Origin of the sequence: Dyella koreensis, assembly GCF_044904565.1 — a bacterium.
Classification (GTDB): domain Bacteria; phylum Pseudomonadota; class Gammaproteobacteria; order Xanthomonadales; family Rhodanobacteraceae; genus Dyella_D; species Dyella_D koreensis.
In genome coordinates, this window is record NZ_JADIKD010000007.1 from 354,571 (window position 1) to 378,984 (window position 24,414).

Annotated in this window: 27 protein-coding genes; 18 read left to right on the top strand and 9 right to left on the bottom strand. The window is 64.5% G+C overall.

Features of this window, described 5'->3' with window-relative positions; genetic code table 11:
* Positions 1-116 precede the first annotated feature (116 nt).
* Positions 117-1,436, top strand: a complete 1,320-nt coding sequence (locus tag ISS97_RS05465) for a hemolysin family protein (RefSeq protein ID WP_379986089.1) — start codon at positions 117-119, stop codon at positions 1,434-1,436.
* A gap of 2 nt (positions 1,437-1,438) precedes the next feature.
* Here ISS97_RS05465 and ISS97_RS05470 read toward each other — a convergent pair whose 3' ends face one another.
* The gene (locus ISS97_RS05470; protein ID WP_379986091.1) at positions 1,439-2,197 is read right to left on the bottom strand and encodes an RNA methyltransferase; all 759 of its coding nucleotides are present in this window, start codon (positions 2,195-2,197) and stop codon (positions 1,439-1,441) included.
* Positions 2,198-2,384: 187 nt separating this feature from the next.
* On the opposite strand from ISS97_RS05470, the gene ISS97_RS05475 reads away from it, so the two are divergent.
* The gene (locus tag ISS97_RS05475; RefSeq protein WP_379986093.1) at positions 2,385-3,188 is read left to right on the top strand and encodes an inositol monophosphatase family protein; all 804 of its coding nucleotides are present in this window, start codon (positions 2,385-2,387) and stop codon (positions 3,186-3,188) included.
* A gap of 103 nt (positions 3,189-3,291) precedes the next feature.
* On the opposite strand, the gene hda is transcribed toward ISS97_RS05475, so the two are convergent.
* The 4 genes from hda to ISS97_RS05495 form a co-directional block, all read right to left on the bottom strand.
* On the bottom strand, positions 3,292-4,002 hold the full coding sequence (hda, locus tag ISS97_RS05480; protein ID WP_379986095.1) for a DnaA regulatory inactivator Hda: 711 nt from the start codon (positions 4,000-4,002) through the stop codon (positions 3,292-3,294).
* Positions 3,999-5,168 (bottom strand): AI-2E family transporter, encoded by a 1,170-nt coding sequence (locus ISS97_RS05485; protein WP_379986097.1) that lies wholly within the window; start codon positions 5,166-5,168, stop codon positions 3,999-4,001. The genes hda and ISS97_RS05485 overlap by 4 nt, the downstream gene beginning before the upstream one ends.
* A gap of 89 nt (positions 5,169-5,257) precedes the next feature.
* Positions 5,258-5,842, bottom strand: coding sequence for a CDP-alcohol phosphatidyltransferase family protein (locus ISS97_RS05490; RefSeq protein ID WP_379986098.1), 585 nt, complete (start codon positions 5,840-5,842; stop codon positions 5,258-5,260).
* 27 nt (positions 5,843-5,869) lie between these two features.
* A complete protein-coding gene (locus ISS97_RS05495) occupies positions 5,870-6,853 on the bottom strand; it encodes a DUF2066 domain-containing protein (RefSeq protein WP_379986099.1) in 984 nt (327 codons plus the stop codon).
* A gap of 93 nt (positions 6,854-6,946) precedes the next feature.
* Between ISS97_RS05495 and purM the strand changes: the two genes are divergently transcribed.
* From purM to ISS97_RS05510, 3 genes are all read left to right on the top strand, one after another.
* Positions 6,947-7,975, top strand: a complete 1,029-nt coding sequence (gene purM / locus ISS97_RS05500; protein WP_379986100.1) for a phosphoribosylformylglycinamidine cyclo-ligase — start codon at positions 6,947-6,949, stop codon at positions 7,973-7,975.
* A 103-nt stretch (positions 7,976-8,078) separates the two neighbouring features.
* Positions 8,079-8,744, top strand: coding sequence for a phosphoribosylglycinamide formyltransferase (purN, locus tag ISS97_RS05505; protein ID WP_379986102.1), 666 nt, complete (start codon positions 8,079-8,081; stop codon positions 8,742-8,744).
* Positions 8,745-8,839: 95 nt separating this feature from the next.
* Positions 8,840-9,547, top strand: a complete 708-nt coding sequence (locus ISS97_RS05510; RefSeq protein WP_379986104.1) for a DUF3108 domain-containing protein — start codon at positions 8,840-8,842, stop codon at positions 9,545-9,547.
* A 73-nt stretch (positions 9,548-9,620) separates the two neighbouring features.
* On the opposite strand, the gene murA is transcribed toward ISS97_RS05510, so the two are convergent.
* Both murA and ISS97_RS05520 read right to left on the bottom strand, forming a co-directional pair.
* A complete protein-coding gene (gene murA, locus ISS97_RS05515; protein ID WP_090448935.1) occupies positions 9,621-10,880 on the bottom strand; it encodes a UDP-N-acetylglucosamine 1-carboxyvinyltransferase in 1,260 nt (419 codons plus the stop codon).
* A 43-nt stretch (positions 10,881-10,923) separates the two neighbouring features.
* Positions 10,924-11,163 (bottom strand): BolA family protein, encoded by a 240-nt coding sequence (locus ISS97_RS05520; protein WP_379986106.1) that lies wholly within the window; start codon positions 11,161-11,163, stop codon positions 10,924-10,926.
* Between the two features lie 256 nt (positions 11,164-11,419).
* Between ISS97_RS05520 and ISS97_RS05525 the strand changes: the two genes are divergently transcribed.
* The 12 genes from ISS97_RS05525 (at position 11,420) to ptsP (ending at position 21,717) form a co-directional block, all read left to right on the top strand.
* On the top strand, positions 11,420-12,433 hold the full coding sequence (locus ISS97_RS05525; protein WP_379986107.1) for a KpsF/GutQ family sugar-phosphate isomerase: 1,014 nt from the start codon (positions 11,420-11,422) through the stop codon (positions 12,431-12,433).
* A gap of 122 nt (positions 12,434-12,555) precedes the next feature.
* Positions 12,556-13,107: a KdsC family phosphatase gene (locus ISS97_RS05530; protein WP_379986109.1), complete on the top strand. Its 552-nt coding sequence runs from the start codon at positions 12,556-12,558 to the stop codon at positions 13,105-13,107.
* Complete coding sequence (lptC, locus tag ISS97_RS05535) at positions 13,104-13,706, top strand: LPS export ABC transporter periplasmic protein LptC (protein ID WP_379986111.1); 603 nt, start codon at positions 13,104-13,106, stop codon at positions 13,704-13,706. Before ISS97_RS05530 ends, lptC begins: the two co-directional genes overlap by 4 nt.
* On the top strand, positions 13,663-14,247 hold the full coding sequence (gene lptA, locus ISS97_RS05540; protein ID WP_379986112.1) for a lipopolysaccharide transport periplasmic protein LptA: 585 nt from the start codon (positions 13,663-13,665) through the stop codon (positions 14,245-14,247). Before lptC ends, lptA begins: the two co-directional genes overlap by 44 nt.
* Positions 14,248-14,250: 3 nt before the next feature.
* Positions 14,251-14,970 carry an LPS export ABC transporter ATP-binding protein gene (gene lptB, locus ISS97_RS05545; RefSeq protein WP_379986113.1) on the top strand — a complete coding sequence of 240 codons (720 nt, stop codon included), beginning with the start codon at positions 14,251-14,253 and terminating at the stop codon, positions 14,968-14,970.
* A gap of 192 nt (positions 14,971-15,162) precedes the next feature.
* A complete protein-coding gene (locus ISS97_RS05550; RefSeq protein ID WP_379986173.1) occupies positions 15,163-16,620 on the top strand; it encodes an RNA polymerase factor sigma-54 in 1,458 nt (485 codons plus the stop codon).
* A 173-nt stretch (positions 16,621-16,793) separates the two neighbouring features.
* Entirely contained in the window at positions 16,794-17,117 is a 324-nt protein-coding gene (hpf, locus tag ISS97_RS05555) for a ribosome hibernation-promoting factor, HPF/YfiA family (protein WP_379986115.1), read from the top strand.
* Between the two features lie 161 nt (positions 17,118-17,278).
* Entirely contained in the window at positions 17,279-18,229 is a 951-nt protein-coding gene (gene hprK / locus ISS97_RS05560; RefSeq protein WP_379986116.1) for an HPr(Ser) kinase/phosphatase, read from the top strand.
* A gap of 4 nt (positions 18,230-18,233) precedes the next feature.
* Positions 18,234-19,136, top strand: a complete 903-nt coding sequence (rapZ, locus tag ISS97_RS05565; RefSeq protein WP_379986117.1) for an RNase adapter RapZ — start codon at positions 18,234-18,236, stop codon at positions 19,134-19,136.
* Between the two features lie 43 nt (positions 19,137-19,179).
* Complete coding sequence (locus ISS97_RS05570) at positions 19,180-19,572, top strand: PTS sugar transporter subunit IIA (protein WP_379986118.1); 393 nt, start codon at positions 19,180-19,182, stop codon at positions 19,570-19,572.
* Complete coding sequence (locus ISS97_RS05575; protein WP_379986120.1) at positions 19,565-19,834, top strand: HPr family phosphocarrier protein; 270 nt, start codon at positions 19,565-19,567, stop codon at positions 19,832-19,834. Before ISS97_RS05570 ends, ISS97_RS05575 begins: the two co-directional genes overlap by 8 nt.
* A 152-nt stretch (positions 19,835-19,986) precedes the next feature.
* Entirely contained in the window at positions 19,987-21,717 is a 1,731-nt protein-coding gene (gene ptsP, locus ISS97_RS05580) for a phosphoenolpyruvate--protein phosphotransferase (protein ID WP_379986121.1), read from the top strand.
* A 12-nt stretch (positions 21,718-21,729) separates the two neighbouring features.
* On the opposite strand, the gene ISS97_RS05585 is transcribed toward ptsP, so the two are convergent.
* Together ISS97_RS05585 and ISS97_RS05590 are read right to left on the bottom strand one after the other, a co-directional pair.
* Positions 21,730-22,332 (bottom strand): hypothetical protein, encoded by a 603-nt coding sequence (locus ISS97_RS05585; RefSeq protein WP_379986123.1) that lies wholly within the window; start codon positions 22,330-22,332, stop codon positions 21,730-21,732.
* Between the two features lie 64 nt (positions 22,333-22,396).
* Positions 22,397-23,281, bottom strand: coding sequence for a LysR substrate-binding domain-containing protein (locus tag ISS97_RS05590; RefSeq protein ID WP_379986125.1), 885 nt, complete (start codon positions 23,279-23,281; stop codon positions 22,397-22,399).
* Positions 23,282-23,370: 89 nt separating this feature from the next.
* On the opposite strand from ISS97_RS05590, the gene ISS97_RS05595 reads away from it, so the two are divergent.
* A complete protein-coding gene (locus tag ISS97_RS05595) occupies positions 23,371-24,396 on the top strand; it encodes a YeiH family protein (protein ID WP_379986126.1) in 1,026 nt (341 codons plus the stop codon).
* Positions 24,397-24,414 lie beyond the last annotated feature (18 nt).

Genomic DNA, 24,414 nt, shown 5'->3' on the forward strand with positions numbered 1-24,414 from the left:
AATGACGGCTATGTTACAAGACAGCCCCGCCGCACCGCACCAAGCGCCCTTCCCGCCGGGAGGCCCCGCCCAGGCCTTACACTGGGTGTCTTCCCCCCACCGATCCCCTTGACAAGATGTTGACTGAGATCGCGATTGTTCTTGTGCTTGCCCTGTTCAACGGCTTTTTTGCGCTGTCGGAAATGGCCCTGGTGGCCTCGCGCAAGAGCCGGCTCAAGCAGATGGCCAAGACCAGCCGCCGCGCCCGTGTTGCGTTACGCCACGCCGAAGCCCCCGAACACTTCCTGTCCACCGTGCAGGTAGGCATGACCCTGGTGATCCTGATCACCGGCTCGCTGGCCGGCGACGCCCTGGGCGACCACATTGCCGAAGCCATCCACGGCGGCCGCGCGGCCTGGCTGGAGCCCTACGCCAAGGTGCTGGGCCTGGTGCTGGGCTTCGCGCTGATCTCCTTCGTGCAGATCGTGATCGGCGAACTGGTACCCAAGCGGCTGGCGCTGTCGGCACCGGAGCGTGTCTCCGGCTATGTCGCCATGCCGATGCTGGTGCTTTCGCGCATCACGGCGCCCTTTGTCTGGCTGCTCAATTTTTCCAGCGGCCTGCTGCTGCGCCTGCTGCGCGTCGGCAAGCGCAGCAGTGAAGCAGTGACCGAAGAGGAAATCCGCCTGCTGGTCGCCGAAAGCGCCGAACAAGGCGTGCTGGATGCCGATGAGCACAACATGGTCAACCGCGTGCTGCGCCTGGGCGACCGCACGGTAGATAGCGTAATGACCCCGCGCACGCGCATCGCCTGGCTGGATATCACGGCCACCCAGGAGGAGAACGATGAAATCCTGCGCGCCACGCCCTACTCCCGCTACCCGGTCTACCGTGGCGATGAAAGCGACGTGGTTGGCGTGGTCGAGGTGAAGAACCTGCTGCGCAACTACAGAGAAGGCTCACCCGATCTGTTCGGGCGCATGGCCAAGCCGCTGTTCGTGCCCGCCACGGCGCGCGCACTGGATCTGATGGAAGAATTCCGCGATGCCGAATCCCAATTGGCCCTGGTGGTGGACGAATACGGCGACATCGAAGGCTTGGTGACACTCAACGACCTGCTGGCCGCAGTGGTTGGCGCCACTCAGCGCGGCCAAAGCCATGTAGAGACCTCGCCCATCGTGGCGCGCGAGGACGGCAGCTGGCTGGTGGACGGCTCGATCTCCACCGACGACCTGCGCGAACTGCTGCATGTCGACCATCTGCCCGGCGAGCAGGAGCACGAATACCGCACGGCCGCCGGCATGGTGATGGCGGCACTGGGCCATATTCCGCAGACCGGCGAGGTGTTCGCCTGGCAGGGCATCCGCTTCGAGGTGGTCGACCTCGATGGCGCGCGCATCGACAAGTTGTTGATTACGCCAGCAAGGCGGATCGAGTTGGCCGACGACGAGCAGTAGCGCTATTCCTTGCGCGCCAGCGTCGCCATGCGCTGCGCATCGGCGAGGATGCCGTGCAGCATACGCAATTCCCGCTCATCCATCTGCGCCCGCTGAAAGAGCTTGCGCAAACGCAGCATGATGGTGGTGGGCGCTCGCCCTTTGTGGAAGTCGATATCGTCCAGCGTCTGCGCCAGATGTTCGTAGAAGCGTTCCATCTGCGCCGCGTCGGCCGGTGGCTCCACATCGACGCGCGCCGGCGCCTCCGGCACATCGCCGCCCAGCAAGGCTACGCGCAATTCGTAAGCCATCACCTGCACCGCCTGCGACAGATTCAGCGAGCTGAAATCGTCCACGCTGGGAATGCGCACCATGGCATGGCAGCGCGCCAGCTCCTCGTTCTCCAGCCCGGTGCGCTCGTTGCCGAATACCAGCGCCACCTGCTCGCCACGGGCCGCTGCCGCCAAGGCACGGCTGGCTCCCTCGCGCGGAGAAATCTCTGGCAGGTCCACCCCGCGGCGGCGTGCCGACAGACCCAGAGCCAGGCTGCAGCCAGCCAGACCGTCGATCAGCCCCTCATGCACGCCCGCCCCCTCCAGCACATCGTCGGCGCCCGCCGCCAGGGCCGAGGCTTCGCGGTCGGGAAAACGATGGGGGGCCACCAGTTCCATCCGCAGGAACCCCATGGTGCGCATGGCCCGCGCCGCGCTGCCGATATTGCCGGGGTGCGAGGTGCGGACCAGGACGAAGCGGATGAGTTGGGCCAGTTCGAGGATGGGCATGAAAGGGTTACGCGAAAGCGGGGGCGAAAGGATAGCGGGGAACGGGGAACGGGGAACGGGGAACGGGGAACGGCAAAAGCCTGACGGACTTGCGGACATAGCGCTCTTGTTCCTCCTTCCCTGTTCCCCATTCCCCCACCCCTGCTAGAATCGCCGGCCGTATCCCGTTCTTTTGAAAGCCGAAGCCATGCCAAGACCCGCCGTTAACGTCGCGGTGCGCGCCGCGCGCGCCGCAGGAAACGTGATCCTGCGCTATATGAACCGCATCGACGGACTCAATGTCGTCGAAAAGCAACGCATGGACTTCGCCTCCGAGGTCGACAAGCTGGCCGAGGCCGAGATCGTCAAGGAACTCCGCCGCGCCTATCCGACCCACGCCATCCTCGCCGAGGAAAGCGGCGCTACCGGCAAAGGCCCGCTGCAGTGGGTTATCGACCCGCTCGACGGCACGCACAATTACCTGCGCGGAATCCCGCACTTCTCCGTGTCCATTGCGCTGCTCGACAAGGGCGAGCCGGTATACGCCGTGGTGTTCGATCCGCTGCGTGACGAGCTGTTCACCGCCAGCAAGGGCGACGGCGCCTATCTCAACGATCGCCGCATCCGCGTCAGCAAGCGCGAGAACCTGGGCGGCGCGATGATCGCTACCGGTTTCCCGTACCGCCAGCGCGAGCATCTCGATTCGCAGCTCGCCATGACCCGCGCCCTGCTCGGCCAGGCTGAGGACATCCGCCGCTCCGGCTCGGCCGCGCTCGATCTGGCCTATGTCGCCGCCGGTCGCTACGACGGCTATTTCGAGATCGGCCTGAAGCCGTGGGACATGGCTGCTGGCGTACTGCTGGTGCGCGAGGCGGCCGGCCGCTACTGCGACTTCGCGGGTCGCGACGGCATCCCGGCCAGTGGCAACATCGTCGCCGGCAATCTGCACGTAGCGCAGGCAATGGTGGACGCCATCGGCGCGCAGGCGACGCCCGCACTACTCAAGGCCTGAGCCATACACCGACGATGAAATGAAGGCGCCCTCGGGCGCCTTCTTTCATTTGGGCGACTTCGCCGTGCAAACCGGCAACCCCACCCATTTGTCATTCAGCCGCTCAACCCGGCGGCGTTTCACCGGTTTCGCGCAGGAAGCCGCGCAGGAAAGGCACGGTGATGCGACGCTGCGCCGCCAGCGAAGCCTTGTCCAATCTATCGAGAAGATCGAGCAAGGCGCCGAGATCGCGCGCGTAGCGTGCAAACAGCCAGTCGAGCACGGTGTCGTCGAGTTCGATGCCGCGCGCCGCAGCCTGCCCCTTGAGTACTTCGCGCCGCTCGGCGTCGTCCAGCGGCTTCAATACCGCCTGCTGGCAGGCGCCGAGGCGGGATCGCAGGTCCGGCAAGCCGAGACCCAGCTGCGCGGGAACCGCTTCGGCCGCAAACAACAGAGCGCAGCCTTCGGCCTTAGCGCTGTTGTAAACGTCGAACAGCGCATGCTCGGCTTCGCGGTCGCCGGCGATGGCGCCGAGATCGTCCAGGGCCAGCAGCTCGCTGCCCGCCACGCCGCGGATCGCCGCGGCACGGCTGCCGATACTGGCCAGCGGCAGATACTGCACGGCGCGCCCGGCGTCGCTGGCCGCCTGACAGGTCGCCATCAGCAAATGGCTTTTGCCGCTACCGGCAGGCCCGCTTAGATAGAGCCATGGTGCCTGCGGTGTCGTGGCCAGCTCATGCAGTGCAGCCACAGCAACAGCATTCGCGCCGACATGGAAATGTTCAAAGCGCTGGCGGCGTGGCCAGCGCAGGGCAAGCGGAAGCTGCGGAATCATGACTGTGGTTTGTTGTGCTCAGCTGCCGACGCAGACATCAGGGCTTCCGCCTCGGCCTCGGCCGCCGCAGCGATATTCGCCTCGGCGACCACCGGATCCTCGCTGCCCTCTTCGGTATACAGCCGGCTATGGAGATAGCGCTGGGTCAGGTAGCGCAACACCACCAGGATGACCGACGCCGCCGGCAGTGCCAGCAGGATGCCGAGAAACCCGAACAGATAACCGCCCGCCAGCACGGCGAAGATCACCGCCACCGGATGCAGGCCGATCTTCTCGCCGACCAGCCTCGGCACCAGCACATAGCCTTCCAGCAACTGGCCGACGGTGAACACGCCGACCACCATCAACAGATGGCTCCAGTCGCCGTACTGCACCAGCACCGCGATGATGGCCGAACCGAAGCCGACGATGAAACCGAGGTACGGCACAAAGCTGAGCAGGCCGGCCACCATGCCGATCAGCGGGCCCACCGAAAGCCCCACAAGCGTGAGGCCGGCGCCATAGAAAATGCCCAGTGCAAGCATCACCAGCAGCTGGCCGCGCACGAAGGCACCGAGCACCAGATCCGATTCGTGTGCGAGGTGCGCGATGGTCGGCTCGATCGAGCGCGGCAGCATCCCGTCGATCCAGGCCACCAGGCGGTCCCAGTCGCGCAACAGATAGAACGCCACCACCGGAATCAGCACCAGGTTGGTCAGCCACGCCACGACACCGAGACCGGAGCGGGTGAGTTTGCCCAGCACCGACGAAGCGACACTGCCGACGGAGCCGATATTGTCCTTGAGCTCGGTCATCAGGCGATCGGTGTCGAAGAAGGCCGGATCCAGCCGCAGCTTGGCCTGCAGCCAGGGCAAGGCCGTGTTGCGCACCCAGTCCACGTAATGCGGCAAGCTCTGTATCAGGTTGTCGACCTGGCGCGAAATCAGCGGGATCAACAGCAATAGCGCGCCGATCGTTACCAGCACCAGCAAAATGAACACCACGCTCACCGCCAGAGTGCGCCCCATGCCCAACCGTTCCAGACGGTCGGCCAGTGGGTCGCCGAGGTAAGCCATCATCGCGGCGAAAGCGAAAGGCATCAGCACCGGGGCCAATAGCCACAGCACATAAAGGATGCCGGCGGTGATCGCCAGCATCTGCCAGCGGCGGGAACTGTCTTGGGTCATCGTCTCGGCTCGTCGGGGGCGGGGGCGAGTACTGCCTGGCCGGGGCGGGCATGGGCACGCGCAAGTGTGACCCATGCAGGGGGGCGCTGTCAGCGCGGCACATCCCCGCTGGAAGGATGTTTGATGGCCCAGGCCTTTATCGACCAGCGCAACACGTAGTGGATGCCGCTGGCGATGCAGAGCAGCGCGGTAGCGATTTCCAGCGGCGATTGCGGCAACGCCGGCCACGCGCTCGCCGCCACCAGCACATCGAGCAGATACACGATCTGTATCAGGGTGCAGGCCTTGGAAAGCAGACTGGGTTCGGGGCGGATCGGCCCGATCAACAGCCGCCAGGCCAACGCCCCCGCCACAATCACCACGTCGCGCCCGCACACCAGCAAGGCAAGCCACCACGGTGTCAGTCCCACCCAGGCGAGCAGCAGAAAACAGGCGACAAGCAGCATTTTGTCGGCAAGCGCATCCAGAATGCCGCCAAGCCGGCTCTGCCATCCGTACCGCCGCGCCACAAAACCATCCAGACCATCGGAAACGCCCGCGATGGCGATCAGCCCCAAGGCCATGCGCGGCTGCTGAACAAGGATGGCCCACGCGACAGGTAACACCAGCGCCATGCGCAACAGCGAAATGGCGTTGGGCAAATGGCGCCAGGGAGAGAGCCGCGTGTCGGACATCACCGCAGGCTCCGTTGGATCGCCTGCTCAGTGCACCCAGCGCAGGCTGGCATCGGCGCCGGTATGGGCATCGGCCTGCAAGAGCCGGCCACCAGCGGCAAGATTGTTGGCGAGTGCGCTCAAGGGCAGCCCGGTCTTCATGCCGAGCATCATGCCATCGCCCTGCGCGCTGAGCGTCACCACCTGGCGGACCATCGGGTCGGCGCGCAAGGTGGCCAGCAGATTGGCGTAATCCATGGCGGAATTGACGCCGCTCACCCACAGCTTGCCGTCGATGTTGCCTGCGCCGATCACATTGAGCTGTTTGCCGAGACGATCGGCCAGGGCGTTGCCGGCATCGGTGAACAAAGCCGCGCCGCTGGTGCCGGTACCGCTCCAGCGCTGCTGCGGGCCACCGGAAACGAGGTTCCAGTCCGCACTGTCACCATGCAATTGGCCCAGCAGCACCAGGCCGGTCTTGTACTGGCGCGCCAGATTGAAGATCTGCTCGGGATCGGCCGATGCCACTGTGGGCGTCTCAGCGACCTTGCCCGGGTCGGCCAGTACGGCGTTGTAGCCGCGCGACACCATGGTCTGAGCCAGCGGCGCCAGCGCATCCTTGGTCAGCACGCTGCCGTCCTCATCGCGCACCAGCAGCAGCACCGGCGGCTTGCCCGCTGTGCCCGCCACGCCCATCTGGGCAATAGCACGCTGGACCGCGCCCTGATCGAAAGTGACTTGCAGGCTCATGCCGGCACCGGCGGTGCCGCGCTGGTACTGGTACTGCTGCACGATGCCCGGCGCGCCTTTGAGCGCATCGGCGTAGCCCGGCTTGCTGCGCAGATCCTGCCCGCCAGCCGTGCGCGCCAGCACCTGGCTCAACGCCACGCCGAAAGCTTCGTCACGCTGGGCTTCGCTGGTGTCGTTCACCGGCACCGTCACCGTATAGGGCGAAACCTGGCCCTGGGCATGGACAGCGGGAAGCAACAGGGCCAGCAGAAGACCGACGATCACCAGGCGTGAGAGGCGCATAAGCTCGGATGGCTCAAGGGAAAACGGTCTGAAGTCTGCCCAATCCGGCCCTCAGCGTCTATCATTACGCGTTTCTCCACGCCGGTTCCTGCCATGTCCGACGCTCTTACCTACCGCGCCGCCGGTGTCGATATCGACGCAGGCAATGCCGTGGTCGAACGCATCAAGCCCCTGGTCAAGCGCACCTTCCGCCCGGAAGTGATGGGCGGCCTGGGCGGTTTCGGCGGTCTGTTCGATCTGGCCGGCCGCTATAAGGAGCCGGTGCTGGTTTCGGGCACCGACGGCGTCGGCACCAAGCTCAAGCTCGCGCAGCAGCTGGGTCGCCACGACACCATCGGCATCGATCTGGTCGGCATGTGCGTCAACGACGTGCTGGTGCAAGGCGCCGAGCCGCTGTTCTTCCTCGACTACTTTGCCACCGGCAAGCTGGACGTGGATACCACCGTCGCCGTGGTCGGCGGCATCGCCAAGGGTTGCGAACTGGCGGGCTGCGCACTGATTGGCGGCGAGACGGCCGAAATGCCCGACATGTATCCGCCGGGCGAATACGACCTCGCTGGTTTCACTGTCGGTGCGGTGGAGAAGTCGCAGCTGCTGAGCGGCGAGGCCATCAAGGCCGGCGACGTGATCCTCGGCGTGGCCTCCTCCGGCCCGCACTCCAACGGTTACTCGCTGATCCGCAAGATCGTCGATCGCGCCGGTCGTCCGCTGGACCTGGACCTGGGTGGCGTGACCCTGGCCGACGCGCTGATGGCGCCCACCACCATCTACGTGAAGCCGATGCTGGAGTTGCTGAAAGCATCGCCCGTGCATGGCATGGCCCACATCACCGGTGGCGGCCTGAAGGAAAACATCATTCGCGTGATACCGGATGCGCTGGGTGTCGCCCTCGACGCTTCCGCCATCGTGCTGCCGCCGGTGTTCGAGTGGCTGATGCGCGAAGGCAATGTGGCGCGCGAAGAAATGTGGCGCACCTTCAACTGCGGCATCGGCTTTACCGTGATCCTGCCGCGCGATGCGGTGCCGGCGGCGTCCGCGCTGTTGGCGAAGCATGGCCTGGCCAGCTCGGTGATCGGCGAAGTCGTGCCGGCCAAGGGCGACGAGCGCGTGCATATCGGTTGAGGCGCATAAACGCCTCGATCACCCGCATCACCTCAATCGCGTCATCCCAATCCGGCCCAACGGCATGGCGAGATGACCGCATCAAAGACGACTGCTGCATAGCATGCCCTCACCTTTTCGCATCGCCGTACTCGCCTCTGGACGCGGCAGCAATCTGCAAGCGCTGATCGCTGCACGCGACGCAGGCGAACTGCCGGTGGAGTTCGTGGCGGTCGGCAGCGACAAGGCCAACGCCGGCGCGCTCGACCTGGCGAAAACGGCGGGCATCCCCTTTTTTGTATTGAACCCGCGCGACTTCGCCACGCGCCGCGATTACGACTTCGAACTGTTCGCGCGCCTCGACGCCAGTGGCGCTGACCTGCTGGCGCTTGCGGGCTTCATGCGCATTATCGATGGCGATGCGTTGAAGCCGTGGGTCGGACGGATGATCAACATCCATCCCTCGCTGCTGCCGAAGTACCGCGGCCTGCATACGCATCGCCGCGCTCTCGAAGCCGGCGACGCCGAGCATGGCGCCAGCGTCCATTACGTGACCGCAGAGCTCGATGGTGGACCGGTGATTGCGCAGGCGGTAATCGACATCCGTGCGGGTGATGACGAGCTCAGCCTCGCGCAGCGCCTGCTCGCCAAGGAGCATCGCCTGCTTCCGGCAGTGACCCGGCTCATCGCCGATAGCCGCCTGCGCCTGACCGCGCCGGACGGCGTCGAGTTCGATGGCCAGCAACTGACTGCGCCGCTACGCCTTGTCGACGATACGTTGACACGCTGATCTCACCCGCCCAACGAGACGTTCCTCGCTCCTCAAAGCCGGGCACATCCATGTGCCCTCTCCGCGTTCAGCCAGGCCGGGTAGACTTCGGCGTCATGGCTACCCTCACTCCCGCGCGCAAATTCATCGCCGGTCTCGCACTGGCCGTTTCCACCTCCGTGGCTATCGCTGCCACGCCCTCGCCGTTTACGGCGACCTATCAGGTACTGCAAGGCGGCCAGGTTATCGGCGAAGCCGTGGTCAGCCTGAAGGCGACCGGCAGCGGCCAATGGGAATACAGCAACCAGACGCGCGGCACCTCCGGGCTGGCCGCCGCGCTCGGCGCCAACTCCAATGAGACCACCCGCTTTCGCTGGAACAACAATGCGCCGGAAACCGTTGCCTACGATTCCCGCGTGAACGCCTTCAAGGTGAAGCAGCGGCATACCGAAGTGAACTGGTCGACCAACCAGGTCTCGGTAGATGAAGGCAAAGGCGCGGATACCTACGCCGCGACCTCCGGCCTGGTCGACCGCAATACGACGCCCTACGCGATCGGCCTCGCACTACGCGGCGGCAAGCAGACCGTCACCCTGCCCGTGGCCGTGAGGCGCAACGTAGAAAATCAGCAATTCAAAGTTGCCGGCAGCGACGACGTGCAAGTTCCCGCGGGCCGCTTCAAGGCGCAGCGCGTGGAGCGCAGCGACTCCGACAAGGCGTTCAATGCCTGGTACGTGCCGCAGAAATATCCGGTGCCGGTGAAGCTTTCGCAGAGCGAGGGCGGGAATCTCACCCTGCAGTTGGTGAGCTACAGGCAACTCTGAAAACGAATGAAGGGGCGTGGGAAACGAGTGTGGTGGTCACCACTCGCTTCCCACGCCCCTTCATTGTTTTCTCTTACGAAGGCAGGCGGCGAATCTTCGCGCCCAGCACGCCCAGCTTCTCTTCAATGTTCTCGTAGCCGCGGTCGATGTGATACACGCGATCCACCGTGGTGTCGCCTTCCGCAACCAGGCCGGCCAGCACCAAGCACGCCGACGCGCGCAGGTCGGTCGCCATGATCGGGGCGCCGCTCATCTTCGCCACGCCCTGGATGATCGCGGTGTTGCCTTCAAGGCGAATGTCTGCACCCAGGCGCTGCAACTCATGCGCGTGCATGAAGCGGTTCTCGAACACCGTCTCCGTGATGATGCCCACGCCTTCCGCCACGCAGTTCAGCGCGGTGAATTGCGCCTGCATATCGGTGGGGAATGCCGGATACGGCGCGGTCGTGATGTTCACCGCCTTCGGCCGCCTGCCCTGCATGTCCAGCTCGATCCAGTCTGGGCCGGTAGAGATATGCGCACCGGCCTCTTCCAGCTTGGCCAGCACGGAGTCCAGCGTATTGGCGCGCGCGTTGCGGGCGCGCACCTTGCCCCCGGTCATCGCGGCGCCAACCAGGAAGGTGCCCGTCTCGATGCGATCTGGCAGCACTTCGTACTCGGCGCCGTGCAGACGCTCGACACCATGGATGATCATCGTCGAGGTGCCGGCGCCTTCGATCTGCGCACCCATGGCGATCAGGCAGTTGGCCAGGTCGACCACCTCGGGTTCCTGTGCGGCGTTCTCGATGATGCTGGTGCCCTTGGCCAGGGCCGCCGCCATCATGATGTTCTCGGTACCGGTGACGGTGACCATGTCCATCGCGATGCGCGCGCCCTTCAGGCGATTGGCCTTGGCCTTGATATAGCCGTTCTCCACCGTGACTTCGGCGCCCAGCGCCTGCAGGCCACGGATGTGCTGATCAACCGGACGTGAGCCGATGGCGCAACCGCCCGGCAGCGAAACCTCCGCCTGACCGAAACGCGCCACCAGCGGGCCCAGTACCAGGATCGAGGCGCGCATGGTGCGCACCAAATCGTATGGCGCTACGCAATGTTCGATGGAGCGCGGATCGACGTGCATCTTCATGCGGTCGTCCAGCACCAGCTGCACGCCCATCTGGCCGAGCAGTTCGATGAAGGTGGTGACGTCATGCAGGTGCGGCACGTTGCTGATCGCCACCGGCTCGTCGGCGAGCAGGCAGGAAGCGAGGATCGGCAGCACGGCGTTCTTGGCGCCGGAAATACCGACCTCGCCGTGGAGCGGCTCGCCGCCGCTGATCAGGATCTTGGCCATGGTTGTCCTTACAAAATATGGGTTGAGAGTCGGGTCGCTGCCATCAACGGCGCGCCGCGACTTCCTCGGGGGTCAGGGTCTTGAGCGCCAGCGCATGGATCGCGCCGCCCATCAGGTCACCCAGGGTGGCGTACACAAGGCGGTGGCGAGCCAGCGGCAGCTTGCCAGCGAACTGGGCCGCAATCACTTCCGCCTCGAAATGCACGCCGTCGTCGCCACTGACTTGCGCCTGCGCACCGGGCAGGCCGTTTTCAATCATTGCCTGGATGGTGGCAGCGTCCATTTTTGAGTTTCCACTTGCGACTGAGCGGCGACGCCGGGAACGGACTCTCAGCGGAATCCAATGGCGCCGACCGTGACGGTAAAATGCGAATATGCCATGTTAATGGAAATCTCCTGTCGCAGAAACGACACGGTGTGGCTCCGGCCTTTGGCGCAAGCCTTGGGACCCGATCCAAGATATTGAGCAACAAGATAAAATGAGGCAGGGCAAGGCAACGATGCCCAGGACAGCCCAGCCCGATCACTTCTGAGGACGCATGAACGCCCACGTCGCCCACCCCACCAAGCCCGCCGCACTCGACGCCGAAGCCATCGTGCGCAGCGCGCGCACGGTGATCGCCACCGAAGCGGCTGCCATCCGCGCCCTGGAACCGCGTATCGGGCCGGAGTTCGTCGAGGCCTGCCGCCTGATTCTGGGCTGCGCCGGCCGCGTGGTGGTGATCGGCATGGGCAAGTCCGGGCACGTGGCGCGCAAGATCGCCGCCACCCTTGCTTCCACCGGTACGCCGGCGTTCTTCGTGCACCCGGGTGAAGCCAGCCATGGTGACCTGGGCATGATCCTGCCGCAGGACGTGGTGCTGGCCCTCTCCAACTCCGGCGAAACCGACGAGGTGTTGTTCATCCTGCCGGTGATCAAGCGCCAAGGCATTCCCCTGATCGCGATTACCGGCAACGAGCGTTCCTCGCTGGCCGACCAGGCTGACCTGCATCTGGATGCCAGCATCTCGGCCGAAGCCTGCCCGCTGGGCCTGGCCCCCACCGCCAGCACTACGGCGGCGCTGGTCATGGGCGATGCACTCGCCATCGCCCTGCTGGAGGCGCGCGGTTTCACTTCCGAGGACTTCGCCCGCTCGCACCCCGCCGGCAGCCTCGGCCGTCGCCTGTTGCTGCACATCAGCGATGTCATGCATACCGGCGATGGCATTCCGGCAGTGGCTCCGGACGCCAGCCTGACTCAGGCGCTGATGGAAATGACCCGCAAGCATCTCGGCATGACGGCGGTGATCGACGCCAACCGCCACCTGCTCGGCGTGTTCACCGACGGAGACCTGCGCCGCGCCCTGGACGACGATGGCGTGGACCTGCGCGGCGCCACCGTAGCCGAACTGATGACCCGCGGCCCCAAGACCATCGGCGCCGACAAGCTGGCCATCGAAGCCGCGCAGATGATGGAGAAGCACCAGATCCATGCCCTGCTGGTGGTGGACGAGCAGCAGCGCGTGGTTGGCGCCCTGAACATTCACGATCTGCTCCGTGCCCGCGTGGTTTGATGGCGCGTTATCCGGCGAAGCCACGGGAACAAAGCGGCTACCGATAAGGCGAAGGTCAGCCTTCTCCGGTCTCATCCGTTCCTCAGGCTTCCAGCCATCCCCTCCCTATCCAGATTGCTCCTGTGCCGCCCTCCAGCTACCTCGCCGATCTCCCCGCCGACCTGCTCGCCCGCGCCGCGAAAATCCGCCTGGCGGTGTTCGACGTGGACGGCACCCTGACCGACGGCCGCCTGTGGTATGCCGAGGATGGGCACGAAACCAAGGTGTTCCACGTGCATGACGGCTTGGGCCTGAAGCGCCTGCAAGCCAATGGAATCCAGGTCGCCATCATCACGGCGCGCATCAGCCATCCGGTGGCGCTGCGCGCCGAAGAACTCGATATCACCCACGTCTACCAGGGACAGAGCGACAAGCGCGGTTGCCTGCAGCAACTGCTTGAGGCACTGAACCTGACGGCCGAGCAGGCAGCATTCGTCGGCGACGACCTGCCCGATCTGCCGGCGATGCGCATCGCCGGCCTCGCCGTCGCTGTCGCCAACGCGCACCCCTGGGTGAGCGAGCAGGCGCACTGGCAGACCCGCAAGAGCGGGGGCATGGGCGCGGCGCGCGAAGTCTGCGACCTGCTGCTGCTGGCCCAGGGCAAGCTCGACGCCGAACGGGAGCGTTGGCAGTGAGCATCCGCGAATACTTGCGCGATCGCCGCCTGACCGCGGCGATCGTCCTGGTCGGCCTGGCCGCCGGTGTCAGCCAGCTGCTGTTGTGGTGGATCGCCCCGGCGCCCAAGGCCAACGATTTCGTCGGTCCGCCACGTTCCGGCTACACCCTCACCCAGTTCAAGGGGTACGTCTACGGCGAGGACGGGCTGCCGAGCTTCCGCGTCACCGGCCCACGCCTGGACCGGCGCGAGGGTGACGAATCGCTCTACATCGACACCCCAAAATTCGAGATGCCGTCCAATACCCCCGGCGTACCGCCTTGGCTGGGTGAATCGGAGTACGGCTGGGTCGACAAGAGCGGCACCCTGCTCAAGCTGCAAGGCCCGGTGTATATGCACCGCGCGGCGTTCGAGGACACCCCCCAGGCTGAACTGCACACCTCCGAGGTGACCGCCTGGCCGAAGGAAAACCGCATGGAAACCGCCGAGGCGGCGCAGATGAACCAAGGCGCCACTACAATGCGAGGGATCGGCATGCGTGCCAACCTCAACGACAATCATCTGGAGCTGCTCAATGACAGCCACGGCTCGTTCCCGCCGCGCAAACGGAAGTCGTAAGACCGCGATCGGCCTGCTTTCGCTGGCCGCTCTTGCCTTGCTGCCAGCCATCGCTCTCGCCAAGAAAGACGATCGCTCCAAGCCGATGGACTTCACTGCGAAAACCACCAACGCCTATAACGCCCCCAATACGATCACCACCCTGAGCGGCAACGTGAAGCTCACCCAGGGCACGCTGCTGATCACCGGCGGCGAGGCGAAAGTGCATCTGGACGGCGATACGCAGATCGCGCGCGTAGTGGTCACCGGCAACCCGGCGCATATCCAGCAGTTGGACGAGAACAACAACCTGATGCAGGGCGATGCCGCGACGCTGGATTACGACAACATCAACGGCATCGCTGTGCTCACCGGCAACGCCAAGGTCACCCAGCAAGGCCGCGGTGAATTCCATGGCGACAAGCTCACCTACAACACCGATACCAGCCTGATCACCGGCGAAGCCGGCGGCGATGGCCTGGTCCACGGCACCTTCCTGCCGAAGCCCAAGCCTGCCGCTGCCGCCCCCAAACCCGCCGCCGCGCCGGCCGAGGGCAAGTAATCGATGCTTTCCGCTGAGGGTCTGCAAAAACGCTTCCGCGCGCGCCAGGTCGTGCGCGATTTCGCCTTCTCTATTCGTGAGGGCGAAGTGGTCGGCCTGCTTGGCCCCAATGGCGCCGGCAAAACCACCTGCTTCTATATGGTAGTGGGCCTGATAGAGGCCGATGCCGGCACGATCAAGCTCGACAAGTACGACATCACCGGCCTGCCGATGCATGCCCGCGCCAAACTGGGCATCGGCTATCTGCCGCAGGAGCCTTCGGTGTTCCGCCGCCTGAGCGTGGCCGACAACATCATGGCTGTGCTGGAGCTGCGCGAGAACCTCGACGCCAAGCAGCGTGCTACCGAACTTGAAAGCCTGCTCGACGAACTGAAGATCTCGCACATCGCCGAACAGAAAGGCATCAGCCTTTCGGGCGGCGAGCGCCGCCGCGTGGAAATCGCCCGCGCCCTGGCTGCGGAACCGCGCTACATGTTGCTGGACGAACCCTTTGCCGGCGTCGACCCGATTTCGGTGGGTGAGATCCAGCGCATTGTGCGCCACCTCAAAGAGCGCGGCATTGGTGTACTGATCACCGATCACAATGTACGTGAGACGCTTGGCATCTGCGACCGCGCTTACATCCTCAACGACGGTGAAGTGCTCTCGCGCGGTACGCCAGCGCATATTCTCGCGGACGAGAAGGTGCGCGAAGTCTATCTGGGCCGCGAGTTCAGGCTTTAAACGCAAGTAGGGCGATACGGCATCGGGCTGCCACCTAGGCGGCCTGATGCCTTGAAGCACTAGCCTTTCATCGCCGTACTTTTCTACTCCGTCACATTCGGCCATCCGGCCTACGCGCCTAAACGCTCGGACCTATGGCCGCCCTCTCGGCTAAGGGTTAGGATGAAGCTGAGTTCATCCGACCCGGCTGGCATGAAACCCGGACTGCAGTTTCGTCTCAATCAGCAGCTCACCCTGACGCCACAGTTGCAGCAGGCTATCCGCCTCTTGCAGTTGTCGCAGCTGGAGCTGGAGGCTGAATTGCGGCAGATCGCCGAGAGCAACCCGTTGCTCGAATTCTCCGAAGACAGTGCGGCGGAGAACGACGGCGACGGCGACGGCAACGAATTCGAAGCGCCCGCCGAAGCCTCAACCAGCAGCGATGTGGATGTCGACGAAGCGGCCGACTGGAGCGAATCCACCGGTCCCGCGGAAGAACCCATCGACTTCTCCGGCAGCAATGGCTCTGGCAGCCGCACCAATGGCTCCGGTGAAGACGACAACTTCGAACCACAGAACGCCGCGCCCGAAACGCTGCAGGAACATCTGCTATGGCAGCTCAACCTGACGCACCTGAGCCTGCGCGAACGCACCATCGCTGCGATCCTGATCGACTCACTGAACGCGGATGGCTACCTCACCGAAGGCCTGGATGCCGTCACCGCTGCCGTACCCACTGACCTCAAGGCCAGCGTGGAGGAAGTGGATGCGGTGCGCCGCCTACTGCAGCGCTTCGATCCCACCGGTGTAGCTAGCCTCGACTTGCGCGACTGCCTGCGCGTGCAGCTTGAGCAGTTCGATCCCGAGCTGCCGCAGCGCGAACTGGCCCTACGCATCGTCGATGGCGAACTTGAACTGCTCGCCCGCAATGACATCGCGCGCCTCGCACGTCGCCTGCGGGCTACGGAAGACGAGACCCACGCCGCGGCCGTACTGATCCGCAGCCTGGACCCGCGCCCCGGTGCCGCGCTGGATGTCACTCCGGTCGAGTACGTTGCGCCCGACGTCTATGCGCGCAAGGACGGTGGCCGCTGGCGCGTCAGCCTCAACCCCGATTGCCAGCCGCGCCTGGGCCTCAACCAGCATTACTGCAACCTGATCGCACAGGCCCGTGGCGACGACGCCAGCTGGATGCGCGGTCAGCTCCAGGAAGCGCGCTGGCTCATAAAGAGCCTTGAATCGCGCGCCGAAACCTTGCTCAAGGTGGCTGATGCCATCGTGCGCCGCCAGAGCGCCTTTCTCGACTACGGCCCTGAAGCCATGCACCCGCTGGTGCTGCGCGAGGTCGCCGAGGAAGTGGGCATGCACGAATCCACCATTTCCCGCGTGACCACGCGCAAGTACATCCATACGCCGCGCGGTACGTTCGAGCTGAAGCACTTCTTTTCCAGCGGCGTATCCACTGAAGATGGTGGCAGTGCTTCGGCCACGGCCATCCAGGCCATGCTGCGCAAACTCGTCGACGCGGAGGATCCGCGCAAACCGCTCTCCGACCAGGCCATCGCCGAGGAACTGCACCGCAAGGGCATTCAGGTGGCCCGTCGCACCGTCGCCAAATATCGGGAGGCATTAAGAATTCCGAGCTCCAGCGAACGCCAGCGCGCCGGCTGATTCAGCTCAGCCCCCTGCGCGGATTTCACCGACCTCGGGAACTTGGCGGGATGGAAAGCGTCCCCATACCAAGAGATGACAGTGGTGTGCCGATGGCATGACAACGTGAACAGTCACGTGACCGGCACATCGACCCACGCCGCCAGCGGCGGCAGTACCAGAGGAGGCGCAACATGCAAGTCCAGCTCAGCGGCCAGCAGATCGAGATCACCCCCGCCCTTCGCGACCGGGTGAACAACCAGATCGATCGCCTTACCCGCCTCGACGAAAAAGCCATCAGCCTCAGCGTCGTGCTTTCGGTCGACAAGCTCCAGCAACGGGCGGAAGGCACGCTCAATGTCACCGGTACCACGCTGCATGCCGAAGCACTTACGTCGGATCTGTACGCCTCTATCGAAATGCTGTTCGACAAGCTGGTGACCCAGCTGCGCAAACATCGCGAAAAAATCTCTGACAAACATCAGCGTGAAGTCCGCCAAGAGCGGCAGTACGGCTGATGCGTTCCGGCCCGCCCCGATCCCGGGGCGGGCCAAATCGGACAATTCGCCCGAAGCGTCCGACCCGCCCCGCTGGGGCACGCCCTCTCCCGAACTGGCACAATGTCCCCCGCCGCCGCCGCTCGCCCTACCCGGCCAACCTGCGGCGCAAAGGACAAGGTTTGGATCGGCTCACCGCAAGACAACTCTACGATGGCGTTCACGAGCGCATGGCGTTGCGCTGGGTTTCCGGCATGCGCGGCGAGTCACGCGTGCTCGAACGCGGCGTCACCACCTCGCGCCGCCCTTCGCTAATCGGCTACCTCAACGTCATCTATCCGAACAAGATCCAGATAATTGGCACCGAGGAGCTGAACTTCCTTGACAGCCTCGATTCGCGCCAGCGCTGGGAAGCGATCAACAAGATCGCCGCATACCAGCCGGTGGCCATGATCGTCACCAAGGATCAGACCATCCCGGCGGACCTGCGGGAAGTTGCCGAAGAAACCAATACGCCACTGTGGATCAGCTCCAAGCGCGGCCACGAGCTGCTGACTTGGATGCAATACCATCTGGCGCGCATGCTGGCCCCTAAGGTCACGTTGCACGGTGTATTTCTGGAAGTGTTTTCCATCGGCGTGCTGATCACCGGCGAATCCGGTTCGGGCAAAAGCGAGCTGGCGCTGGAACTGATCAGCCGCGGCCACCGCCTGGTGGCTGACGATGCCACCGAATTCACCCTGATCGCCCCCGACGTAATCGACGGCAACTGCCCCGAGCTGTTGCAGGATCTGCTGGAAGTGCGCGGCCTGGGTGTGCTTAACGTGCGCGAGATGTTCGGCCATACCGCGGTCAAACCGTCCAAGTACCTGCGCCTGGTGATCCATCTCAAGCCGATGCGCGACGGCGAAGACACTGACGGCCTGACCCGTCTCACCGGCGATGTCGGCCACCGCGAGATTTTCGAGGTGCAGGTGCCGATGATCACCATTCCCGTGGCGCCCGGCCGTAACTTGGCGGTACTGGTGGAAGCCGCCGTGCGCAACCATATGTTGAAGAGCAAGGGCATCGACCCTGCACAGACGTTTATCGACCGCCAGGCGCACCAGATGCGCCGGCTGCCGCCGTGGTGACCTCATGAACCAGTCCGTTTCGCCTACCGAAATCCATCAACCCGACGCCATCCATCTGGTCGTGTTGACCGGCATGTCCGGCGGCGGCAAGACCGTGGCCCTGCGTGCCCTGGAAGACCTGGAGTTCTACTGCGTCGACAATCTGCCCACCGCGCTGCTGCCGGAGCTGGTTGCCGCCGTTAGCCACGGCAGTGCGCCCGGCGGGCGGCGCAATATCGCGGTGGGCGTCGACGTGCGCAACCGTGGTGAAGACTTCCTGCGGATGCCGACGGTGCTGTCCGAACTCGCCGCCGCAGGCGTGCAGGTGCACCTGATCTTCCTCGACTGCCGTGACGAAGTGCTGATCAAGCGCTACTCGGAAACGCGTCGCCGCCATCCGCTCTCGGCACTCGGTCTGTCGTTGGCCGACGCGATCGTGGAAGAACGCAAATTGCTGCGCCCGCTGATCGCCATCGCCGAGAAGGTGATCGACTCCAGCGAGCTCAACGTGCATCAGTTGCGCCGTCTGGTCGCCACGGATTATGCGGCAGCTACCGAGGGTCTGACCCTGATGTTCCAGTCTTTCGCGTTCCGGCGCGGCCTGCCGCTGGACGCGGATTTCGTATTCGATGCGCGCTGCCTGCCCAACCCGCACTGGGAACCGCGCCTGCGCCCGCTGTCCGGCAAAGATGCGCCGGTGCGCGAATATCTCGAATCGCAGCCGCTGGTGGAGGAGTATTTCAACGACACCGTGCGCTGGCTGGACGCTTGGCTGCCGCGCTTCGAATCCGACGACCGCAGCTACGTGACCATCGCTATCGGCTGCACCGGCGGCCGCCATCGCTCCGTGTATCTAGTGGAGCGTCTGGCTGCCCACTATCGCGCCCGCCACGAAGGGGCGCTCACCTTCCATCGTGAACTCGAATGATCCCGATGCAAGCGTCCCAGTCACATCCGCGAGGCACCCGGCCATGAGCGTTGGCGTGTTGTTGATGACCCACGAGGCAGTCGGCCAGGCGCTGATTTCAGCCGCCCACCACGTGCTGCCCAAACTGCCGTTGAGTGTGGAAGCAGTGGAAGTGCCGCCCTCGGCCGATCCGGATGTGATGCGCACACTCACCGCCAAGCACGCGCGCGAGCTGGACCACGGCGACGGCGTGCTGGTGCTGGCCGACCTGTACGGCGCCACCCCCTGCAATATCGGCCTGTCGCTCGGTGCGCTGGGCGTTCGCCTGCGCTGCGTGTCGGGGCTCAACCTCCCGATGCTGCTGCGTGTACTCAACTATGCGGAAAAACCGCTCGACGAACTGGCGGAAGTCGCCGCCAGCGGCGGCCGCGGAGGAATTTTCATCGATCATGCTTGAAAAAGAGATTGTCGTATCCAACAAGCTGGGCCTGCACGCCCGCGCATCGGCCAAACTGGTGCAGCTCGTGCAGGGTTTCAAATCCACCGTGTGGCTGGTCAGCAAGGGACGTGAGGTCAACGCCCAAAGCATCATGGGCGTCATGATGCTTGCCGCCGGTATCGGCACACCGTTGACGGTGCGCGCCGAGGGGTCGGATGAGGAGACTGCCCTCAGCGCCGTAGTGGCGCTGTTCGACCGCAAATTCGACGAAGGAGCTTGAATGGGGAAAGCATTCGCCAGTCCATCGCCGCAGCGAAATGTGACGTCCGGCGCAAATCGCCGTGCGACGTACGGAACCGCCGTTGCCATCGCGACTGAGCAGCCCCACATCCGCCGCTCTCTTCATACCGTGCCGCGCCACGGAGGGCGCTCATGAGACACGTTCTTTCCGGCACCAACGCTTCCCGTGGCATGGCCCTTGGCCGCGCACGCCTGGTGCAGCCCAGCCGCTACCTGGTCGATACGCGCCCCCTGGCTGAAGAAGAAGTCGAGGTCGAGATTGAGCGCCTGCATCGCGCGCTCGACACCGCGCGACAGGAACTGCGCGAATTGCGCGGCAAACTGCACGGTGCGCTGGCCCGCGAAGTAAACGAGTTCATCGATGCGCACAGCCTGCTGCTGGATGATCCGGAACTACTGCGCGGCCTCGACGATCTCGTACGCATCGGGCATTACCGCCCGGGCGCCGCGCTGAAGAAACAGCGCGACCGGCTCGCCGCGGTGTTCGAAGCCATGGACGATCCCTATCTGCGCAGCCGCAAAGAGGACGTCGACCAGGTCATCAGCCGCGTCATCTCCGCCCTGCAACGCCAGACCAGCCGCGAGGAACGCAAGCTGGCTGCGCGCGTAGGCGAGATCCTTATCGCGGACACCATTGCCCCGGCCGACATGGCGCACCTCGCCGGCAATGGCTTGCTTGGCGTAGTCGCCAGCTCCGGCAGTGCGTATTCGCACAGCGCAATCCTCGCTCGAAGCCTGGACCTGCCGATGCTGGTGGGCGCGCGTGATGCGCTGTCCACCATCCACGACGATGACCTGATTTTGCTCGATGCCGAACGCGGCGAAGCGGTGGTCCACCCCACTGCGCAGGACCTGGCCCGCTATCGCGCCTGGCAGCGCGAGGCTCAATTGGAAGGCCGGCGTCTCGCGGCGCTCGCCAACGCGCCGACGCGCACCCGCGACGGCACCGACATCCGTCTGCTGGCCAATGCCGAAACGGCCTCCGATATCGCCATGGCGCGCACCCGCGGTGCTGATGGCGTAGGCCTGTATCGCACCGAGTTCCTGTTCCTGCGCCACAAAGATCTGCCATCGGAAGACGAGCAGTTCATCGCCTACCGCGACCTGGTATTGGGTATGGGCGGCCTGCCCGTCACCATTCGCACGCTGGATCTGGGCGCCGACAAAGCCGACGCTGCCGGCCTCGCACTACGCGGCGAGGAAAATCCCGCGCTGGGCGTGCGCGGCGTGCGTCTGTCGCTGCGCTATCCCGCCGTCTTCACCACGCAGATCCGCGCCATTCTGCGCGCCGCCTGCTATGGCCCGGTGCGCGTGCTGGTGCCGATGGTGACGCAACCAGACGAACTGATCGCCGTGCGCACGCTGTTCAAGCTGGCGCGCCAGGACCTCAAGCGCGAGAACGTCGACCTGCCGGAGAAACTGCCGCTGGGCGCGATGATCGAAGTGCCGGCAGCTGCCATCAACGTACGCTCGCTGCTCGAACATGCCGACTTCCTTGCCATCGGCACCAATGACCTCGCGCAGTACGTGCTCGCGGCCGACCGTGGCAACGACGCGCTCGACAATATCTACAACCCTCTGCAACCGGCCTTGCTGCGCCTGATCTCGCACGTCATCTCCGCCGGCCGCCGCGCGAAGAAGCCGGTGAGTCTGTGCGGCGAAATCGGTGGCGACATCCGCTTCACCGCGCTGCTGCTGGCCCTGGGTCTGTGCGAATTCAGCATGCACTCCAGCCAGCTGCTACATGTGCGCGACCGTATCGCCATGCTCGACTACCTCGAGTTGCGCAAGCTGGCACCTGCCATTCTCCGCGCACGCACGCATGAGGAAGCGGAGCTGTTGCTGTCGCAGATCAGTTGCTGAGAGTGTCAGCCATCATGGCGCACAAGCCCGGTCATGCCACTCGCGCCGCTCGTGGTACTGCTGTTCCTTGAGCGGGTTGTACAGGCCGATCCACGACAGATATTTGCGCGCCACTTCGGCGCCAAGCGTTTCGTCCTGCCCCCGGCTGTAGCTACGCGCGAAGCGCGTACCGTGACAAGGCTGGTTCTGGAAATGGCGCATGTCGGCGATGCTGGTTTCGCGTACTTGTGCAGACTTCGACGGCAGGCGGATCGAGCCATCCATGTTGCGTAGTTGAGGCAAAGGACTTGTGCGCCCTTCATCTTGGCTCGTCGTCGCGCTCGACACGGAGGCACCAACCTTCACCGTCGATGACGTCATCGAACGAATCACAGTGCTAGCACGTGTGGGCATGTGAATCGCCGGTAGTGCTGGCACCACCTGGCTCTCCACCAGCATCCGAACCCGCAAACGATCTTCACTGCTCACTACACGCGGTGACATCGCGAAACTGCCTTGCCCTGGCCGCAACATCACCAGCAACAGCAAGGCATGCAGCCCCTGCGCCACCACCCACGCAGCAACGATCCGTCGCCGAATACGCTGTCTTGCCGCGCCTCCATGCACCCGAGCCATCACCGGCCATCCCCATTGCGGCGGAATCCTGTGGACCGTGATGTGGGGAAAAGATTCCGGAAGCTCAGTCGCCCCGGGCATCGGCGAGAAAGGCATCGAGCAAGGCGCCCCGATACTTCTCCCGATGCATCAGCAGGAACAGCTTGCGGCGAAGGTCCAGAAAAGGCGTCTTCAAAGCCTTCAGGCGATCCGCCGCCAATGCGTCGATCACCGCCACCTCCGGCAAACATGCGATCCCGAGTCCAGCGACCACCGCCTGCTTGATCGCCTCGATCTGATCGAGTTCCAGCGCCGTCTCACCGGGCGGCAATTGCGCCAAGACGCGCTCGCTGGTGGTGCGTGTCGCCGAACCCGGCTCGCGCAGTACCCAGCGCGCACCGGCGAAATCCTCCGGCTGCAATCGACGCTTGCGTGCCAGCGGATGATCGGGCGGCGCGCACACTACCAATGCGTCATCACGCCATGGCTCCATTGCCAGCGCCGGATGCGCCACCGGGCCTTCCACGCAACCCACATCCAGTTCGTGGGCCAGCAACGCGGCGGCAATCGCATCGGTATTGGCGACACGCAATCGTATTGCCACCTGCGGATGCGCCCGCACAAAGCGCCCGAGCAACTCGCCCACCCGATAGTTGCCCACAGTATTGCTCGCACCGATGCGCAACTCGCCGGCAAGCGATGCCACCCCGCCGCGCCCGAGGCGACCGAACTCGGCGTAGCGCTCCAGCAATTCCTGGGCGAGCGGCAGCAATTCGCGGCCCCGTGCATTCAGACGCAACCGTCCGCGCTCGCGCGCGAACACGTGCGCTTCCAACTGCCGCTCCATCTCGGCCAGCGCCATGCTGGCAGCCGGCTGGGTCAAATGCAGCGTTTCCGCCGCAGCGCGCACGCTGCCCAGACGAGCCACTTGCACGAACACTTCGAGCTGGCGCGGGCTGATATTTATCATCAAATGATCTTATACATCGAATCAGATATTTAAAATTTTATTTATGGATGGCCGCCGGGACAATGACCCTAGATTTAAGGAGTCCAGCCATGAGCGCCACCACCCTATCCACCCCTGTCGGCCCGACTTTCGGCCAGCGTATCCCCGGCCTGTTGCTGGCCACCGGTATCGCCTTGCTTGCACTTGGCCTGGGCAAAGTGGCGCCCCTGGTCGGCGGGCCGGTGTTTGGCATCGTGCTTGGCATCATGGTGCGCAACGTCTTGGCACCGGGCGGGCAGTTCACCCCGGGTATCCAGTTCGCCGGCAAGCAGGTGTTGCAGTGGTCGATCATCGCGCTCGGTTTCGGCCTGAGCCTGGATCAGGTAGCCAAAACCGGCCTGGAATCGCTGTCAGTGACCCTGGTGACCATGACCGTGGCCTTCCTCGCCGCCTGGGGTCTGGGCCGTGCGCTGAAGGTGCATGACAAGCTGAAGATCCTGATCGGCGTGGGCACCGCCATTTGCGGTGGTTCGGCCATCGCGGCGGTCACCCCGATCGTCAAGCCGGACGAACACGACACCGCGTTCGCCATCTCCACCATCTTCCTGTTCAACCTGGTCGCGGTACTGCTGTTCCCGTTGCTGGGACACCTGCTGCATCTGTCCGACCTCGGTTTCGGCCTGTGGGCCGGTACGGCAATCAACGACACCTCGTCGGTGGTGGCCGCGGGCTACAGCTTCAGCAAGGAGGCGGGCGACTACGCCACCATCGTCAAGCTCACCCGCGCCACGCTGATCATCCCGATCTGTCTGGTGCTGGCCTTCGCCGTGGCGTGGAAAGAGAAGAAGCAGGGCGCCACCGATTTCAGCCTGCGCAAGATCTTCCCCTGGTTCATCCTGTGGTTCCTGGTCGCCTCCGGCGTGCGTACGGCAGGTCTGGTGCCGGCAGCGATCCAGCCGATGATTCACATGGCGGCGGAATTCCTGATCATCGTGGCACTCACCGCCATCGGCCTCTCTGCCAACCTGCGCAAGATGGCCGCAACCGGAGCACGCCCGATCCTGCTGGGGCTGGGCGTATGGATGGCGGTATCGGTGAGCAGCCTGCTGGTGCAGTTGGTGATCGGGCAACTCTGAAGCACAGAGAACGCAGCA

Excerpts from the sequence above, each read along its gene's own strand:
- ISS97_RS05465 (WP_379986089.1), top strand. The coding sequence starts at position 117 with ATGTTGACTGAGATCGCGATTGTTCTTGTGCTTGCCCTGTTCAACGGC.
- ISS97_RS05470 (WP_379986091.1), bottom strand. The coding sequence starts at position 2,197 with ATGCCCATCCTCGAACTGGCCCAACTCATCCGCTTCGTCCTGGTCCGC.
- ISS97_RS05475 (WP_379986093.1), top strand. The coding sequence starts at position 2,385 with ATGCCAAGACCCGCCGTTAACGTCGCGGTGCGCGCCGCGCGCGCCGCA.
- hda (WP_379986095.1), bottom strand. The coding sequence starts at position 4,002 with ATGATTCCGCAGCTTCCGCTTGCCCTGCGCTGGCCACGCCGCCAGCGC.
- ISS97_RS05485 (WP_379986097.1), bottom strand. The coding sequence starts at position 5,168 with ATGACCCAAGACAGTTCCCGCCGCTGGCAGATGCTGGCGATCACCGCC.
- ISS97_RS05490 (WP_379986098.1), bottom strand. The coding sequence starts at position 5,842 with ATGTCCGACACGCGGCTCTCTCCCTGGCGCCATTTGCCCAACGCCATT.
- ISS97_RS05495 (WP_379986099.1), bottom strand. The coding sequence starts at position 6,853 with ATGCGCCTCTCACGCCTGGTGATCGTCGGTCTTCTGCTGGCCCTGTTG.
- purM (WP_379986100.1), top strand. The coding sequence starts at position 6,947 with ATGTCCGACGCTCTTACCTACCGCGCCGCCGGTGTCGATATCGACGCA.
- purN (WP_379986102.1), top strand. The coding sequence starts at position 8,079 with ATGCCCTCACCTTTTCGCATCGCCGTACTCGCCTCTGGACGCGGCAGC.
- ISS97_RS05510 (WP_379986104.1), top strand. The coding sequence starts at position 8,840 with ATGGCTACCCTCACTCCCGCGCGCAAATTCATCGCCGGTCTCGCACTG.
- murA (WP_090448935.1), bottom strand. The coding sequence starts at position 10,880 with ATGGCCAAGATCCTGATCAGCGGCGGCGAGCCGCTCCACGGCGAGGTC.
- ISS97_RS05520 (WP_379986106.1), bottom strand. The coding sequence starts at position 11,163 with ATGGACGCTGCCACCATCCAGGCAATGATTGAAAACGGCCTGCCCGGT.
- ISS97_RS05525 (WP_379986107.1), top strand. The coding sequence starts at position 11,420 with ATGAACGCCCACGTCGCCCACCCCACCAAGCCCGCCGCACTCGACGCC.
- lptA (WP_379986112.1), top strand. The coding sequence starts at position 13,663 with ATGACAGCCACGGCTCGTTCCCGCCGCGCAAACGGAAGTCGTAAGACC.
- lptB (WP_379986113.1), top strand. The coding sequence starts at position 14,251 with ATGCTTTCCGCTGAGGGTCTGCAAAAACGCTTCCGCGCGCGCCAGGTC.
- ISS97_RS05550 (WP_379986173.1), top strand. The coding sequence starts at position 15,163 with ATGAAACCCGGACTGCAGTTTCGTCTCAATCAGCAGCTCACCCTGACG.
- hpf (WP_379986115.1), top strand. The coding sequence starts at position 16,794 with ATGCAAGTCCAGCTCAGCGGCCAGCAGATCGAGATCACCCCCGCCCTT.
- rapZ (WP_379986117.1), top strand. The coding sequence starts at position 18,234 with ATGAACCAGTCCGTTTCGCCTACCGAAATCCATCAACCCGACGCCATC.
- ISS97_RS05570 (WP_379986118.1), top strand. The coding sequence starts at position 19,180 with ATGAGCGTTGGCGTGTTGTTGATGACCCACGAGGCAGTCGGCCAGGCG.
- ISS97_RS05575 (WP_379986120.1), top strand. The coding sequence starts at position 19,565 with ATGCTTGAAAAAGAGATTGTCGTATCCAACAAGCTGGGCCTGCACGCC.
- ptsP (WP_379986121.1), top strand. The coding sequence starts at position 19,987 with ATGAGACACGTTCTTTCCGGCACCAACGCTTCCCGTGGCATGGCCCTT.
- ISS97_RS05585 (WP_379986123.1), bottom strand. The coding sequence starts at position 22,332 with ATGGCTCGGGTGCATGGAGGCGCGGCAAGACAGCGTATTCGGCGACGG.
- ISS97_RS05590 (WP_379986125.1), bottom strand. The coding sequence starts at position 23,281 with ATGATAAATATCAGCCCGCGCCAGCTCGAAGTGTTCGTGCAAGTGGCT.
- ISS97_RS05595 (WP_379986126.1), top strand. The coding sequence starts at position 23,371 with ATGAGCGCCACCACCCTATCCACCCCTGTCGGCCCGACTTTCGGCCAG.